The following is a 15,043-nucleotide window of genomic DNA, read 5'->3' on the forward strand; positions in this document are numbered from 1 at the left end:
TGGTCAGTGCGCTACCGTTCTACCGACTGTTCCGCAGCGAAGCCGGTGCAAATCCGGCGCTGTCCCGCAACTGTGATGCCCCCGCCCCGCCGCCTCGGCGGGCAGACCACCGGCCGCCCTCCGGCGCCGTTGCCGCGGAGGACGAGCCAGGCCGCCTGCGGCGCGGTCGCGACAAGCGCTCTCGAGGAAGGGCGCCTCGCAGGCGGGGCGCCTACCGATCAACCGGCCCCTGTCGGCGAAGCACCAGCTCCTCGACCGACAGGAGGACAGATGAGAAGCACCCCCATAGTTGTCACCGCCCTGCTCGCTGCGGCGAGCATGGCCCTCGGCGCGTGCGCCGACACCTCGGCCGACGGGCCGGCGGCCGGCCCGAGCGGCAGCAGCGCGACGTTCCCGGTGACGGTCGGCACCGTCACCCTCGACAAGCGTCCCGAGAAGATCGTGGCGCTCTCGCCGACCGCCACCGAGATCCTCTTCGCGATCGGGGCGGGCAAGCAGGTCACCGCGGTCGACGACAACTCCAACTACCCGGCCGAGGCGCCGAAGAGCGATCTGTCGGGCTTCAACCCGAACGCGGAGGCCATCGCGGCGAAGAGCCCGGACCTGGTGGTGCTCTCCAACGACATGAACAAGGTGGTCGACCAGCTCACGAAGCTGAAGGTGCCGGTCTACGTGGCGCCGGCGGCCAAGACGCTGGACGACTCGTACAAGCAGATCGGCGACCTGGGGACGCTCACCGGCCACCCGAACGAGGCGGCCGACCTGACGAAGCGGATGAAGGACGACATCGCCACGCTCGTCAAGGACCTGCCGCAGCGGTCGAAGAAGCTCACGTACTACTACGAGCTCGACCCGACCTACTTCACGGTGACCAGCCAGACCTTCGTCGGCTCGCTCTTCACCCTGGCCGGCATGGAGAACGTGGCCGACCCGGCCGACGCCGACGGCGCCAAGGGCGGCTACCCGCAGCTCTCCCAGGAGTCGATCGTCAAGGCCAACCCCGACCTGATCTTCCTGGCCGACACCAAGTGCTGCAAGCAGACCGCGGAGACGGTCAAGGCCCGTAGTGGTTGGGTCGGCGTCACGGCGGTCAAGAACAGTCAGGTCGTCGCCCTCGACGACGACATCGCCTCGCGCTGGGGCCCCCGCGCGGTCGAGCTGCTCCGGACGATCGTGGAAGCGGCCGCCAAGGTGCCGGCGGCGTGACACTGCGCCCATCGGGCTCCCCGGCAGCCGCGTCCGCGGTCGCCGGGGAGCCCTCCTGGGTCAGGCCTACGCGCCCGGGCGGCCTACGCCCCCGCTGGCTCGCGGTCGGATTCGTCGCCGCCCTGCTCGCCGCGATCGCCGGCCTGGCCGTCGGGCCGGTGAGTCTGCCGCCGGGCAGCGTCGCCGCCGAACTGTTCAACCTCGTCCCCGGTGTGCACATCGACAGCGGGCTCACCGAGCGGGAGATCGCGATCATCACGCAGCTGCGGCTGCCCCGGGTCGTGCTCGCGTTGCTGGTCGGCGGACTGCTCGCCCTCGCGGGCGGCGCCTACCAGGGCGTCTTCCGTAATCCGCTGGCCGACCCACACCTGCTCGGCGTCGCCGCCGGCGCCGGCCTCGGTGTGACGGCGGTGATCACCATGCGCGGGGCGGACACCGGGATCGATCAACTGCCGATGACGGTGCCGCTCGCCGCGTTCGTCGGCGCGGTCGGTGCCGTGCTTCTGACGTACCTGGTGGGTGCCGCCGGGGGCCGCGACCGGTCGTCGCCGGCTACGTTGATCCTGGCCGGCGTCGCCGTCTCCGCCTTCCTCGCCGCCGGACAGACGTACCTGCTGCAGCGCAACAGCGACAGCATCCAGCAGGTCTACTCCTGGCTGCTCGGGCGCCTCGGCACCGCGGGCTGGCACGACGTGCTGCTGGTGCTGCCGTACGCCGCCGTGACCGCCGTGGTGGTGCTGCTGCACCGCCGCGAACTCGACGTGCTCTCCGTCGGCGACGCCGAGGCGAGCAGCCTCGGGCTGCACCCGCTGCGCTCGCGCTACATCCTGGTCGCCGCCGCCTCGCTCGGCACTGCCGCGGCCGTCTCGGCGACCGGCCTGATCGGCTTTGTCGGGATCATCGTCCCGCACACCGTACGGCTGCTCGCCGGCGCAAGTTACCGGGCGATCCTGCCGCTGTCGATGCTCTTCGGCGGCGCGTTCCTGACGCTGACCGACCTCGTGGCCCGGACCGTCGCCGCCCCCGCGGAGATCCCCATCGGCGTGGTGACCGCGTTCTTCGGGGCGCCCTTCTTCGTGCTGGTCCTGCGCACGGCGAAGCGGGTGGTGGCGTGAGCGAGCGCAGCGAGCCCCGCAGTCGTGAACGGAACGCGGAGTCGGTGAGCGCGAGGAGTGAGCGCAGCGAGCCCCGCAGTCGTGAACGGAACGCGGAGTCGGTGAGCGCGGTCGAGGTGCGGGACCTGCGGGTCGAGTTGGGCGGCGCGCGGATCCTCGACGGCGTCGACCTCACCGTCGCCGCCGGCGAGTGGATCACCGTGATCGGTCCGAACGGCGCGGGCAAGTCGACCCTGTTGCGTGCCGTCGGCGGCCTCGTCGCCGCGACCGGCTCCATCTCCCTGCTGGGTACGCCGAGCGCCAGGCTGCATCGCCGGGACCGTGCCCGGATCGTCGCCACCGTCCCGCAGTCCCCGGTCGTGCCGCCGGGGATGGTGGTCTTCGACTACGTGCTGCTGGGGCGCACTCCGTACATCGCCCCGCTGGGACGGGAGTCGGCGACGGATCTGTCCGCCGTGCGCGAGGTGCTCGAGCGGCTCGACCTGACCGGCTTCGGTGACCGGGAGTTGGTCACGCTTTCCGGGGGCGAACGGCAGCGGGTCTTCCTGGCCCGCGCGCTCGCCCAGGGCGCCACCTTGCTGCTGCTCGACGAGCCGACCACCGCGCTGGACATCGGGCACCAGCAGGACGTGCTCGAGCTGGTCGACCAGTTGCGGCACGACCACGGGCTGACGGTGCTGACGACCATGCACGACCTCTCGATCGCCGGCGAGTACGCGGACCGTATGGTGCTGCTCGCGGAGGGGCGGGTGGCCGCGGCGGGACCGCCGAGCGAGGTGCTCACGGAGGAGTTGCTCGCGAAGTACTACCGTGCGCGGGTACGCGTGGTGGCCGGCGAGCACGGCCCGTTGGTCGTACCCGTGCGCCCCCACCCGCGCCGCCCGTGATCGGTCCGGTGATCACGCGGATGTCGGGGTTCAGGTCTGGGACATCTTGATCACCGAGAAGTAGGCGCCCTGGGGGTCGTTGATGACCGCGATCCGTCCCTGCGGAATGTCGGTGGGGGCGACGGAGACCGTCCCGCCCAGCTCGGCTGCGTGCGACGCCGTCGCGTCGCAGTCGTTGACCGCGAAGTAGACCATCCAGTGCGGCGGCAGGTCGGCCGGCCACTGCTCGCCCACCATCGGCATCATCCCCGCCACCGACCTGCCGTTGACCAGCCATTCCGTGTACGTCACCGGCCCGAACGCGTTGTCCTTGACGCCCCACCCGAAAACCGCGGCGTAGAACGCCTTGGCGCCCTCCGGGTCGCGGGTGGTCAGCTCCGTCCAGCACAGCGCGCCGGGCACGTTGAACAGCTCCGCGCCGCCCATCTCGATCGGCTGCCACACCGAGAACGGTGCGCCCGCCGGATCGACGAACACCGCCATCCGCCCCTGGTCCAGCACGTCGAACGGGGGCACCAACACGACACCGCCGGCCGCCTCGACCCGGCGGGCGGCGCCGTTGGCGTCGTCGGTCGACACGTACATCGACCAGGCCGGAGGCTGCCCCTCCGTGAACAGCGGGCCCGCCCCCGCGACGGCCTTCGCGTCCTTCGTGAAGATCGTGTAGCCGCCCGCCTCCGGCTGCGGCGACACATTGGCGCTCCAACCGAACAGGGTGGTGTAGAACCGCGTCGCGTCATCGAGGTCGGGCGTGCCGAGGTCGACCCAGCTGGGGACGTTCGGGGCGGAACTGTCCGCCATGGCTCCTCCCACCCGGAGCCTGCGTCGGCTCCCTACCGCGATCCTGGCACCGGGTCCGGAGAACGCGCAGGGCCTTGCCCGAGAAGGCGGTCCCGTCGACGCGGTACGGCGGCCCGCCACGGTGCTCCCGCCGTAACGGCATCAGAGCCCTTTTACGGGGTATTCCCGAATTCAGCCGATGCTCTTGGAGGACGCCATGTCGCTGCCGTACGAGACGCTGCCCGGCGATGTCGACCGGGCGATCAGTGACGATCACGCCGCGATCGAGCGGCTCTTCCAGCACCTCGAAGCCAACCGGGGCGACCGTCGCACCCTCGCCGACCAACTCGTCTTCCTGCTGTCGATGCACACCACGGCCGAGGAGCTGGCCGTCTACCCGGACCTGTCCGAGGCGGCGGCGGATGGCCACGGCCTGACGGACCGGATCCGCGACGAGCATCAGCGGATCCAGGAGGCGATGGCGGCGATCGACCGTAACGACCCGGGCAGCCCGGATTTCGAGGAAGCCCTTGCCCATCTCATCGCGGACATGCGACGTCACGTGCCGGGAGAGGAGCAGGAGTCGCTGCCCGCGCTGCGCAACGCGGTGGGCCCGCGGCGGATGGGCGAGCTGGGCGACCTGTTCGCGGACGCCAAGCGCAGGGCGCCGACCCGTCCGCACCCGTCGGCGACGGGCAGGCCGCCGGTCACGCGTGCCTTCGGGACTCCGGCCGCCATGGTCGACAAGGTCCGGGACAAGTCGACCGGACGGCAGAAACGGCTCGCGACGGACGCCTCCGGGCTGCTCCACCCGCAGGCGCAGCAGGTCCTCGACGCGTACGCGTCGCTCAACCCCAAGCCGATCGAGATCCTCGAACCGGAGCAGGCGCGCAAGCAGCCCACCCCCGCGGACGCGGTCTCCCGCGTCCTCTCCGATTCGGGTCGCCCCGCCGATCCGGAACCGGTCGGTTCGATCGAGGACATCACGATCCCCCGTCCCAGCGGCGACATCTCGCTGCGCATCTACCGCCCGACCCCGTCGGTCACGTCGAAGGCGCTGCCGATCCTGATCTACCTGCACGGCGGCGGTTTCGTCATCGGCGACCTCGACTCGTACGACGCCACGCCGCGCGGACTGACGAACCGGGAGCAGTGCATCGTGGTCTCGGTGGAGTACCGGCACGCCCCGGAACACCCCTTCCCCGCCGCGCACGACGACGCGTTGGAGGCGACCCGATGGGTCTACGACCACGCCTCGGACATCGGCGGGGATGCCCACCGGGTCGCGATCGCGGGGGAGTCGGCCGGCGGCAACCTCGCCGCGTCGACCTGTCTGCGGCTGCGTGACTCAGGGGAGCCGGTCCCGGTCTTCCAGTTGCTCGTCTACCCGCTGGTCACCGGTGCCGTCGACAACGACTCGTACGCCGATTCCGCCGACGCCCGGCCGCTGAGCCGCGCCATGCTGAGCTGGTTCGCCAAGCACACCTTTCGCACGCCCGACGCGGCCAAGGATCCCCGGGTCAACCTTCTCGACGTCCCGGTGGACCGGCTCGGCGGCCTTCCACCGACGCTCGTCATCACCGCCGAGCGCGATCCGCTGCGGACGCAGGGGCAGCGGTACGCGGACCGGCTGATGCAGGCGGGGGTGGAGGTGGAGTGCCGGCACTACGAGGGCGTGCCGCACGAGTTCTTCGGCATGACGCCGGTGCTGGACGCGGCGCGGGACGCTCAGCAGCACGCGGCGAACGCCCTGCACGCCGCCTTCACCACGTCGCACGCGACGGGCGGCCGCGCCGGGTGACGCAGCTGTGCCGCCCGGGCCGGACAGGGGGTGCCCCGACGATTGCCGGTTCGTCGGGGCACCCACTTCAGAACAGCACGGCGACGCCAGCGACGTCAGCCGAGCGGTGCCGGAAGCGGGGCGGCGTGCACGACGGTGAGCCGGGAGACCGCGCGCGTGAGCACCACGTAGAGGCGGTGCAGCCCGCGTGGCTCGGCGTCGACGATCTCGGCGGGTTCGACGACCACCACGTGGTCGTACTCAAGGCCCTTCACCAGCGTCGCCGGCACGACGGTGACCCGCGCCGCGGCGTCGACCCGGTCCGCTGTCGCGGTCTCGATGCCGGCGGCGAGCAGCGCCGCGCGGAGCCGGTCGACCGCCGTGTCGGCGGCGATGACGGCCACCGAGCCGTCGTGCGCGAGCGCCCCGCGCACCTCGGCCACCGTCGCGGCATCCACATCGGGCGCGGTACGGAGGTCGAGCGTGCCGTCGGCACGCAGCGACACGGCCGGTGGTACGTCGACCGCGAGCGCGGGCAGCAACCGGTTGGCGAACGCCACCACGGCGGCCGGCACCCTGAACCCGATGGTCAGCGGCACCACGGCGGCGTCCGGCTTGCCGAGGTGGGCGAGGGACTCCCGCCAGTCGGTCGCGGCCCAGGGCGAGGTGCCCTGGGCGAGGTCCCCGAGGAGGGTGATCGAGCTGTGCTCACTGCGCCGCGCGATCGCCCGGCACTGCATGGGGGACAGGTCCTGCGCCTCATCGACGATCACGTGCCCGAAGCTCGCCGTCCGTTCGATCAGGCCCGCCGCCTCGTCGATCAGGACGGCGTCGGCGGCGGTCCATTTCGCGGCCCTTACCGAGCGGGGCGGTTCCGCCCACCGCAGCACCGCCTGTTCGTCGGCGGTGAGCAGCTCGCCGGCGGCGGCGGCGAGCGCGTCGGGGTCGGAGAGCAGCGCGAAGACCAGGGCCTCCGGGGTGACCGCCGGCCAGGCCTCGTCGAGAAACCCGGTGACCGGCTTGGCGCGCCCGGTGCGGCGCAGCCAGGCGTCGCTGGGGGATTCGGCGCGGCGCGCTTCCGCCTGCCGCTGCAGTAGTCCGACCACGCGAGCGCGTACCCGTTCCCGGCCGGTGCCGTAGGGCAGTCCTTCGAGGCGCACCTCGTCCACCACCCGGCACAACGCCTCGGCTCCCACCCGCCACCGGAACGAGCCGTCCGAGACGACGATCGGTCCGGTCGGCTTCCGGATGCGGGTCGCCAGGGCCCGGCGCAGCACCTCTGCCATCCGCGGGTCGTGCTTGACGGTGGCGGTCGCCGGGTCGTCGACCGCCCGCACCGGCACCCGGGTCAGCAGGTCCTCCACCGTGGCCTGCTCGACCTCGACCTCGCCGAGCGCGGGGAGCACCCCGGAGATGTACGACAGAAACGCCCGGTTGGGGCCCACGACCAGCACGCCGGAGCGGCGCAGCCGTTCCCGGTGCAGATAGAGCAGGTAGGCGGCGCGGTGCAGGCCGACGGCGGTCTTCCCGGTGCCGGGCGCGCCCTGCACGCAGATCGACGTCTCCAGCTCGGCCCGGACCAGCTCGTCCTGCTCGGGTTGGATCGTGGCGACGATGTCGCGCATCGGGCCCACGCGCGGCCGTTCGATCTCGGCGGTCAGGATGCGCGAGGCGATGCCGAGTTCCTCGCCCCGATCGAGGTGCTCGTCCTCGAAGCTCGTGAGCGCGCCCCCGCTGAAGCCGAACCGGCGCCGGGTCGTCACCCCCTGCGGGTCCCGGACGCTCGCGCGGTAGAAGGAGCGGGAGATCGGCGCACGCCAGTCGAGCACCATCGGCTCGCCCGCGTCGTCGGTGACGTGCCGCCGCCCGATGTGGAAGACCTCCGCCGCCCGCTCCTCCTCGTTGATCATGGTTGTACGCGCCATCGGTGAGTCGGAAATGTCGCGTGTTTGACCATGATCAACGGGCGAGAGGTGGAGCTTGCCGAAGAAGAGCGGGGTGTTCGGGTTGTCGGCGAGTTCGGCCACCCGGCGGGAGAGGTGACGGCCGAGCGTCTCCGCCGCGTAGGCGTCCCCCGCGACGTTGTGACCGGTGGAGAAGAGCGCCTCGGCGTGTTCGCGCATGCGGCGCAGCGCGGCGCGGGACGCGTCGAGGTGCGCCCGCTCGTTCCCGAGCTGGCTGTCGAGGTCGTCTTCGGTGATCGTCTGGTGGGCAGGCAGGGTCATCCGACGTACCTTCCGGCGCGCGTTGATGATCGGTGACCTGGGCCGCCCGGCGCTCCGTCAGCGCGGTGCCGGCTGTGCCCGGTTGGGAAGAGGCGCGCGGTGGCGCGCGGCGTTTCATCCTACGCGTCAATGCACCCGGCGGCGATCGAGATACCGCGGGGCATCATGTCCCTATGACCGAGGCACGTCCCGATCAGCATCGGGCGACGATCACCGACCCGCAGGTGATGCGCGCGCTCGCGCACCCGGCGCGACTAGCGATCATGGAACATCTCACCTCCACCGGCGGGACGGTGACCGCCACGGAGTGCGCGGAGGTGGCCGGGCTGTCGCCGAGCGCGACAAGTTATCACCTGCGGGCCCTGGCCGGCTTCGGCCTTGTCGAGGAGGCGCCGAGCCGGGGGGACGCCCGGGAGCGGTTGTGGCGCAGCACCGTGCGGTCGTGGGGGGTGGACGCCGGGCAGGCCGCCGAGCCGGAGACGCGGGCCGCCGAGCGTGCCCTGCTGGAGACGTGGCTCGCTCGGGATCTGGAGCGCACCCGGGACTGGTTGCGGCGGGCGCCCGGCGAGCCGGCCGACTGGTACGAGCAAACTCGGCTCTATGACTCCCTGTTGCTGTTAACCGTCGAGGAGTTGGCCGGGTTGAACGCGGCGGTGGACCGGTTGGTCGAGCCTTACCGGAAGCGCAATCGGGCGGCGCCGCCAACGGGGGCGCGCACGGTGGCCGTGCAGTACAAGGCGCTGCCCATCGATTGACGGGCTTGAGTCGATCAGGTGTGAAGGATTATCTTCGAAGTATGTCTTTCGCATCTGGCGAGTCGCGCTGGTCCGACGTCTACCTCGCCGCCGCCGCGCGGGCCCTCTCGACCTGCGGCGACTTCCTCGCGGCCGCCGCGTTGACGCTGGCGTTGCAGTCCGCCGGGGCCGGTGGGCTGGCCGTCTCCGGGCTGCTGCTCGCCGCGACGCTGCCGCTGGTCGTGCTGGCGCCGTTGACCGGTCGGCTCGCTGATCGAGTGGACAGTCGCATCCTGCTGGTCGGCGCCGGGCTCGTTCAGGCCGCCGTCTGTGCCGCGCTGGCGTACGCCAGCCACCCGCTTTTGATCATCGCGCTGGTCGCGCTGCTCGCCGCCGGTCTCGCGGTCACCCAGCCCACGCTTTCCGCGCTGGTGCCGGCAATGGTCCGCGCCGATGACCTGCCCCGCGCCAGCGCGCTCAACCAGACCGCCGCCACGCTCGGTGCTCTCGCCGGACCGGCGCTGGCCGGCCTGCTGGTCGGGCAGTTCGGCACCCGCCTTCCGCTGCTGCTCGACGCGGGCAGCTACCTGGCCCTCGTGGTGGCCGGGCTGCTACTGCGCACCCGCCGGGGTGGTGCCCGGAGCGCGATCCGGACCCAGCCGCTCGGCGGGACATCCGCCCCGACCTGGCGGCTACGGCGCGACCCGCTGTTGGTCGCGATGGTCGCCACCCTGGCCGGCGTGATCGGCGCGGTCGGAGCGATCAACGTGATCGAAGTCTTCTACGTCCGGGAGACGCTGGGTAGTACGACCACCATGTACGGCCTGGTGACCGGGGCGTGGACGCTTGGCGTACTGGTCGGCGCGTGGATCTTCGTCCGGCTGGCCCGGCGGTGGACCGCGGATAGCACGCTGGTGCAGGTCGGACTGGCCATGTTGGGCGGCTGCTGCCTCATGGTCCTGGCCTCGGCGGCGGTCTCCACCGCGCCACTGCTGGTCCCGCTCTGGCTGCTCGGTGGCTTGTGCAACGGCGGCGACAACGTGTTCAACAACGTGGTGCTGGCCCGCCGAACGCCCGAGGCGGCGCGCGGGCGGGCGTTCGCCGTCTTCGGGGCGGCGGTGCAGGGCGCCTCGATGTTCGGTTACCTGGTCGGTGGCGTACTCCTTGAGTTGGCCGAACCCCGGCCACTGGTCGCGGCCTGCGGGATCGCCGGCCTGCTGGTCGTGGCCGCGTTCGTGGTCCCGGTACGCCGCGCCGTGCGACGGGAACTCGCCGCTGAGGCGAACCCCCCGAGGCAGCCCCTCGGCACCCCAACGGGTGCGGGCTCGGCCACTGTTTCCCCGGCCGCGCGCGCACCGGAACCGGGCGGTGGCTACGGTGGGGATCATGAGCGATCGGAGCGAGCGAATCAGCCAGCTCAGTGGGGTTGAGCCTCAGGTCGTCGGCGAGCGCAGCGAGGCGGCGGCATGAGCGACAGTGCACTCCGGCGACCCCGGGTCGGGCACATCCAGTTCCTTAACTGCCTACCGATCTACTGGGGCCTGATGCGCTCCGGCGCGCTGATCGACGTCGACCTGCACAAGGACTCACCGGAACGGCTCGGCGCCGCGCTGGTCGCCGGTGACCTCGACATCGGTCCGATCTCCCACGTCGAATACCTGCGGCACGCCGACGAGTTGCTGCTGCTGCCGGATCTGGCGGTCGGCAGCGACGGGCCGGTGCTGTCGGTGAACGTGGTATCAACGCTGCCCCTGACCGACCTGGACGGCGCCAAGGTGGCGCTCGGCTCCACCTCGCGCACCGGGGTGCTGCTCGCCCAGATGTTGCTCGCCCAGCGGTACGGGGCCCGTCCCGACTACTTCACCTGCCCTCCCGATCTCACGCAGATGCTGCTGGAGGCGGACGCCGGGGTGCTCATCGGTGATGTGGCGCTGCGCGCGCTCTACGAGGCGCCGCGTCGTGGCCTGACCGTGACGGATCTCGGCCAGGCGTGGCGGGAGTGGACCGGACTGCCGATGGTCTTCGCGGTCTGGGCGGTACGGCGCGACTTCGCCGCAGCCCACCCCGGTCAGGTCAAGGAGGTGCACGAGGCGTTCCTGCGCTCGCGCGACCTCTGCCTGTCGGAGCTGGACGAGGTGGCGGAGGCCGCGGCCCGGTGGGAGCCGTTCGACGCGGCGACGCTGGCGTCGTACTTCCGGGTGCTGGACTTCTCGCTCGGTGAGCGACAGATCGCCGGACTGCGGGAGTTCGCCCGGCGGGCCGCGGAGCTGGGTGCCGCCCCGGCCCTGCCGGCCGACGGGCCGGCGTTCTTCTCGCTCTGATCCGTCACACCCCGCCGGGCGGGCGACAGAACCGCGGCGCCCTGCCCGGCTAGGCCTTCGGCGCCGCCAACTGGGCGGCCACGTCCGCGCAGGTCGTGGCCCCGTACCCGAGGCCCTTCCGCTCGTCGTAGCGCAGCAGCACGGCGAGCGCCCAGTCGTCGGCGACGGCGAGGCAGTTGACGTGCCACTGCTGCTCACTCTTCGCCACGGTCCAGCCGTTCTTCATGCCGATCGGCCCCTGCTCGACGAGCTCGTCAGGGAGCCCGTCGACGATGCCCCAGCGGCCCCCACCCGAGGTTTCATGCTGGTCGGCGGGGGCGACCGTGCCCCGTACCTCGGTCATCTCATTGAGGACCCAGGTGGTCCACCTCGGCCCGGCGGCCGTGCCGTTCTTGACGCACTCGCCCATGCGCACGGCGTCCCGGGCCGAGATCTGGGTGAGCGCCCACCACCCCGTCTCGACCGTGAAGAGCCGGGTGTCGGTCAGCCCGCACATCCGGATCATCCGGGTGACGCCGGCGTCCTTGCCGCTGGCCGCGTAGAGCTCCTGGGCGGCCAGATCGTCGCTGTCCCGGATCGCCCGGCTGGCCAGCGTCAGGTCGTCCGGCGTGGGCTGCGTGCCCTGCTCGGTCGTCCGCCGCAGGTGGTCCGCCACGATCCACACCTTGATCATCGACTCGGCGGTGCTGGTCGCGGCGAGGTTCGGCGAGCCGCTGATCTCGCCCGTGGCGCGGTTGAGGAGCGCCCAGGACGAGAAGCCGTCGGCCGGAAGGTCGACCGTGCGGGGCGTGAGCGTGCGCCACGCGTTCCACTTCGCGCCGTTACCCGAGCCTCCCGTTCCACCGGAGCCGCCGAAGAGGCCGACGGCGTTGTCGCCGGTCACTTTGCGGTAGCCGGCGGGCACGAGAAGGAGGGCGCCGAGCGCGATCATCGCGATCGCGATCGACATCATCGCGCGGGGACGCATGGGGGGTGGCTCCAGAGATACGGGGGCGTACGGCCGTAACCGAAAGTGATATTGCCGCAGGGTGGGGGAGAGGCGTTTTCGCAGTTGGAGCGGTTACGGGCGGAAGGCAGCGGTAACGCTGTGAAGTTTACGGACTGAAATGGGAACGCCCACCCGTCGCGGTTCCAGGCCCTGTCGACGTCCCCCGGATCCCGTCCGGTTTTCTGCCTCCCATGCCGCTGGCTACGTGATTGGGCGGAAGGGATTGTGGCCCGAGTCATTGCTCGACAGTGGAGGTTCGCCGCGGTCGTATCGTTGTGGAGCGGTTACTGAGAGTAAATCCGCAGCGGCAGTTGTGTTACGCCTCTTGGCTTGGTGATAGTTCAGCTGTAACACTTGTTCCGTGTATGGCAACGATTTCCCCGGCCCCGACGGTGGACCGTCCGGCGGACTCCTCGAAGAGGTCGAGGCTGCCGAGACGGCGCTGCGGGACGCCGCTGCGCGCGGGCTGGCGGCCGCCGCCGGCCCGCAGGGCGCCGACGAGGCGGCCCTGCACGACTACTTCGCCGCGGTCATCGACGCGGACCAGAAGATCGAGCCACGCGACTGGATGCCGGATTCCTACCGCAAGACGCTGATCCGGCAGATCGCCCAGCATGCCCACTCGGAGATCATCGGCATGCAGCCGGAGGGCAACTGGATCAGCCGCGCCCCCTCGCTGAAGCGAAAGGCGATCCTGCTCGCCAAGGTCCAGGACGAGGCCGGACACGGCCTCTATCTCTACGCCGCGGCGGAAACCCTCGGCGTCAACCGCGACGAGCTGGTCCAGATGCTGCTCGAAGGGCGGCAGAAGTACAGCTCGATCTTTAATTACCCGACGCTGAGCTGGGCGGACGTCGGCGCGATCGGCTGGCTCGTGGACGGCGCGGCGATCGTCAACCAGGTGCCCATCTGCCGCTGCTCCTACGGCCCGTACGCCCGCGCGATGATCCGGGTCTGCAAGGAGGAGTCGTTCCACCAGCGTCAGGGCTTCGAGATCCTGCACACCCTGTCGCACGGCACCGCCGCGCAGAAGGCGATGGCGCAGGACGCGATCGACCGATGGTGGTACCCCTCGCTCGCCATGTTCGGTCCGCCGGACGCCGCGTCCCCGCACTCGGAGCAGTCGATGGCGTGGAAGATCAAGCGCTTCTCCAACGACGACCTGCGGCAGCGCTTCGTCGACATGTGCGTGCAGCAGGCGGAGATCCTCGGACTATCGCTGCCCGATCCTGAGCTGCGCTGGAACGACGAGCGTCAGGCGTACGACTACACACAGCCCGACTACGACGAGCTGATGCGCGTGATCAAGGGCAACGGCCCGTGCAACCGGCAGCGGATCGACCACCGCCGCCGGGCCCACGCCGAAGGTGCCTGGGTCCGCGAGGCCGCCGCGGCCTACGCGACGAAACACCGGGTACGGCAGGAGGCCGCAGCATGAGTGACGTGAGTTGGCCGTTGTGGGAGGTGTTCGTACGGGCCCGACGCGGGCTGTCGCACAGCCACGTCGGCAGCCTGCACGCCCCCGACGCGGCCATGGCGCTGCGCAACGCCCGTGACCTCTACACCCGCCGCCAGGAGGGCGTCTCGATCTGGGTCGTGCCGGCCGCCGCGATCACCGCGTCCAGCCCCGACGAGAAGGACGCCTTCTTCGAGCCGGCCGCCGACAAGGTCTACCGGCACCCCACGTTCTACGACGTCCCGGACGGGGTGGCCCACCTGTGACCGCCTCCGTCGAGTACGTCCTGGGGCTGGCCGACGACGCGCTGATCATGGCGCAGCGCCTCGGCGAGTGGTACGCGGCCGCTCCGGAGATGGAAGAGGACGTGGCGCTCGCCAACATCGCCCTCGACCAGCTCGGCGCGGCCCGGCTGCTGCTGTCGTACGCGGGGGAGCTGGAGGGCACGGGCCGGGACGAGGATGATCTCGCCTTCCTCCGTGACGACCGCGAATTCCGCAACTGCCTCCTCGTCGAGCTGCCCAACGGTGACTTCGCGGTCACCATGGCCAAGCTGTTGTTCCTCTCCGCCTACCAACTGCCGCTCTACACCGCGCTGGCCGGCTGCGGCGACGAACGGCTCGCGGCGATCGGGGCGAAGGCCCGCAACGAGTCCGCTTACCACCTGGACCACAGTTCGGTCTGGACGGTCCGGCTCGGGGACGGCACCGACGAGTCGCACCGGCGCATGCAGGCGGCCGTCGACGAACTCTGGCCGTACACCCATGAGCTCTTCGCCGGCGACGACCGCGCGCCGATCGATCCGGCCACGCTGCGCGGGCCGTGGCTGTCGACGGTCGAACGGGTGCTCGCCGAGGCGACACTGACCCGGCCCGCCGACGGCTGGGCGCCCGGCGGCGGACGCGACGGGGTGCACAGCGAACAGCTCTCGTACCTGCTCGCCGAGATGCAGGTGCTGCACCGCGCGCATCCCGGAGCGGACTGGTGAGCGCGAGGCGTGAGCGTGCGCCCGTGCGACCGCTCCCGGCCGCTGGGGCGCGGGCAGTCGCGAACGGAAGGCCGGGATGGTGACCAGCGCCCGCGAGGCCGTGGCGGCGGTGGTCGATCCGGAGATCCGCGTGATCACCATCGACGAGCTGGGCATCCTGCGCGACGTGCAGGTCGACGGCGGCAGCGGTCGGGTGACCGTGACGATCACGCCGACCTACACGGGCTGCCCCGCGATGGACGTGATCCGGGACGACATCCGTCGCGCGCTCTACGCCGCCGGTCACCCCGACGCCGAGGTGGTGACCGTCTACGCCCCGGCGTGGAGCACCGACTGGATCTCCGAGTCGGGGCGGGGGAAGCTGGCCGCCGCCGGCATCTCGCCACCCGGGCCGGCTCCGCGTGGCGGACCCGTGCCGCTCACCCTGACGCTGCGCTGTCCCCGCTGCGGCTCCGCCGAGACGGAACAGCTCAGCCGGTTCGGCTCCACCGCGTGCAAGGCCCTGTGGCGCTGCCGCGCCTGCGCCGAGCCCTTCGACCACATCAAACCGCTGTGACGGGTGA

14 protein-coding genes are annotated in these 15,043 nt (G+C 71.4%); 11 read left to right on the plus strand and 3 right to left on the minus strand.

The features are described from left to right. Positions 1-270 precede the first annotated feature (270 nt). The 3 genes from AB0J06_RS14245 to AB0J06_RS14255 all read left to right on the plus strand — a co-directional run bounded on the left by AB0J06_RS14245 (position 271) and on the right by AB0J06_RS14255 (position 3,208). Positions 271-1,206 carry an ABC transporter substrate-binding protein gene (locus AB0J06_RS14245; RefSeq protein WP_357428347.1) on the plus strand — a complete coding sequence of 312 codons (936 nt, stop codon included), beginning with the start codon at positions 271-273 and terminating at the stop codon, positions 1,204-1,206. Next, positions 1,203-2,321 carry an iron ABC transporter permease gene (locus tag AB0J06_RS14250; protein WP_357428349.1) on the plus strand — a complete coding sequence of 373 codons (1,119 nt, stop codon included), beginning with the start codon at positions 1,203-1,205 and terminating at the stop codon, positions 2,319-2,321. Before AB0J06_RS14245 ends, AB0J06_RS14250 begins: the two co-directional genes overlap by 4 nt. A 101-nt stretch (positions 2,322-2,422) precedes the next feature. Next, entirely contained in the window at positions 2,423-3,208 is a 786-nt protein-coding gene (locus tag AB0J06_RS14255) for an ABC transporter ATP-binding protein (RefSeq protein ID WP_357428449.1), read from the plus strand. 30 nt (positions 3,209-3,238) lie between these two features. Here AB0J06_RS14255 and AB0J06_RS14260 read toward each other — a convergent pair whose 3' ends face one another. Continuing rightward, the gene (locus AB0J06_RS14260; RefSeq protein WP_357428351.1) at positions 3,239-4,009 is read right to left on the minus strand and encodes a VOC family protein; all 771 of its coding nucleotides are present in this window, start codon (positions 4,007-4,009) and stop codon (positions 3,239-3,241) included. 178 nt (positions 4,010-4,187) lie between these two features. Between AB0J06_RS14260 and AB0J06_RS14265 the strand changes: the two genes are divergently transcribed. Beyond that, the gene (locus AB0J06_RS14265) at positions 4,188-5,789 is read left to right on the plus strand and encodes an alpha/beta hydrolase fold domain-containing protein (protein WP_357428353.1); all 1,602 of its coding nucleotides are present in this window, start codon (positions 4,188-4,190) and stop codon (positions 5,787-5,789) included. Positions 5,790-5,884: 95 nt separating this feature from the next. On the opposite strand, the gene AB0J06_RS14270 is transcribed toward AB0J06_RS14265, so the two are convergent. Further along, on the minus strand, positions 5,885-7,993 hold the full coding sequence (locus AB0J06_RS14270) for an AAA family ATPase (RefSeq protein WP_357428355.1): 2,109 nt from the start codon (positions 7,991-7,993) through the stop codon (positions 5,885-5,887). Between the two features lie 173 nt (positions 7,994-8,166). On the opposite strand from AB0J06_RS14270, the gene AB0J06_RS14275 reads away from it, so the two are divergent. From AB0J06_RS14275 to AB0J06_RS14285, 3 genes are read left to right on the plus strand one after another with little or no spacing between them, the layout of a single operon-like run. After that, entirely contained in the window at positions 8,167-8,748 is a 582-nt protein-coding gene (locus tag AB0J06_RS14275; RefSeq protein WP_357428357.1) for a helix-turn-helix domain-containing protein, read from the plus strand. A gap of 41 nt (positions 8,749-8,789) precedes the next feature. Continuing rightward, positions 8,790-10,157 carry an MFS transporter gene (locus tag AB0J06_RS14280; RefSeq protein ID WP_357428359.1) on the plus strand — a complete coding sequence of 456 codons (1,368 nt, stop codon included), beginning with the start codon at positions 8,790-8,792 and terminating at the stop codon, positions 10,155-10,157. A 36-nt stretch (positions 10,158-10,193) separates the two neighbouring features. Further along, positions 10,194-11,048: a menaquinone biosynthesis protein gene (locus AB0J06_RS14285; RefSeq protein ID WP_357428361.1), complete on the plus strand. Its 855-nt coding sequence runs from the start codon at positions 10,194-10,196 to the stop codon at positions 11,046-11,048. Between the two features lie 49 nt (positions 11,049-11,097). Here AB0J06_RS14285 and AB0J06_RS14290 read toward each other — a convergent pair whose 3' ends face one another. Continuing rightward, positions 11,098-12,015 (minus strand): hypothetical protein, encoded by a 918-nt coding sequence (locus tag AB0J06_RS14290; RefSeq protein ID WP_357428363.1) that lies wholly within the window; start codon positions 12,013-12,015, stop codon positions 11,098-11,100. 382 nt (positions 12,016-12,397) lie between these two features. Here AB0J06_RS14290 and paaA point away from each other — a divergent pair, with 382 nt between their 5' ends. From paaA to paaD, 4 genes are all read left to right on the plus strand, one after another. After that, the gene (gene paaA, locus AB0J06_RS14295; RefSeq protein ID WP_357428365.1) at positions 12,398-13,474 is read left to right on the plus strand and encodes a 1,2-phenylacetyl-CoA epoxidase subunit PaaA; all 1,077 of its coding nucleotides are present in this window, start codon (positions 12,398-12,400) and stop codon (positions 13,472-13,474) included. Continuing rightward, positions 13,471-13,758, plus strand: a complete 288-nt coding sequence (paaB, locus tag AB0J06_RS14300; RefSeq protein WP_357428367.1) for a 1,2-phenylacetyl-CoA epoxidase subunit PaaB — start codon at positions 13,471-13,473, stop codon at positions 13,756-13,758. The genes paaA and paaB overlap by 4 nt, the downstream gene beginning before the upstream one ends. Continuing rightward, positions 13,755-14,480 carry a 1,2-phenylacetyl-CoA epoxidase subunit PaaC gene (gene paaC / locus AB0J06_RS14305; protein WP_357428369.1) on the plus strand — a complete coding sequence of 242 codons (726 nt, stop codon included), beginning with the start codon at positions 13,755-13,757 and terminating at the stop codon, positions 14,478-14,480. Before paaB ends, paaC begins: the two co-directional genes overlap by 4 nt. Positions 14,481-14,559: 79 nt before the next feature. Continuing rightward, positions 14,560-15,036 (plus strand): 1,2-phenylacetyl-CoA epoxidase subunit PaaD, encoded by a 477-nt coding sequence (paaD, locus tag AB0J06_RS14310; RefSeq protein ID WP_357428451.1) that lies wholly within the window; start codon positions 14,560-14,562, stop codon positions 15,034-15,036. The last annotated feature ends 7 nt before the right edge of the window (positions 15,037-15,043 follow it).

The sequence above is a fragment of the Micromonospora sp. NPDC049679 genome, assembly GCF_040659735.1.
GTDB lineage: Bacteria > Actinomycetota > Actinomycetes > Mycobacteriales > Micromonosporaceae > Micromonospora_I.

Coding starts and splice junctions, on each gene's coding strand:
- AB0J06_RS14245 (WP_357428347.1), top strand. CDS start 271: ATGAGAAGCACCCCCATAGTTGTCACCGCCCTGCTCGCTGCGGCGAGC.
- AB0J06_RS14260 (WP_357428351.1), bottom strand. CDS start 4,009: ATGGCGGACAGTTCCGCCCCGAACGTCCCCAGCTGGGTCGACCTCGGC.
- AB0J06_RS14265 (WP_357428353.1), top strand. CDS start 4,188: ATGCTCTTGGAGGACGCCATGTCGCTGCCGTACGAGACGCTGCCCGGC.
- AB0J06_RS14270 (WP_357428355.1), bottom strand. CDS start 7,993: ATGACCCTGCCTGCCCACCAGACGATCACCGAAGACGACCTCGACAGC.
- AB0J06_RS14275 (WP_357428357.1), top strand. CDS start 8,167: ATGACCGAGGCACGTCCCGATCAGCATCGGGCGACGATCACCGACCCG.
- AB0J06_RS14280 (WP_357428359.1), top strand. CDS start 8,790: ATGTCTTTCGCATCTGGCGAGTCGCGCTGGTCCGACGTCTACCTCGCC.
- AB0J06_RS14285 (WP_357428361.1), top strand. CDS start 10,194: ATGAGCGACAGTGCACTCCGGCGACCCCGGGTCGGGCACATCCAGTTC.
- AB0J06_RS14290 (WP_357428363.1), bottom strand. CDS start 12,015: ATGCGTCCCCGCGCGATGATGTCGATCGCGATCGCGATGATCGCGCTC.
- paaB (WP_357428367.1), top strand. CDS start 13,471: ATGAGTGACGTGAGTTGGCCGTTGTGGGAGGTGTTCGTACGGGCCCGA.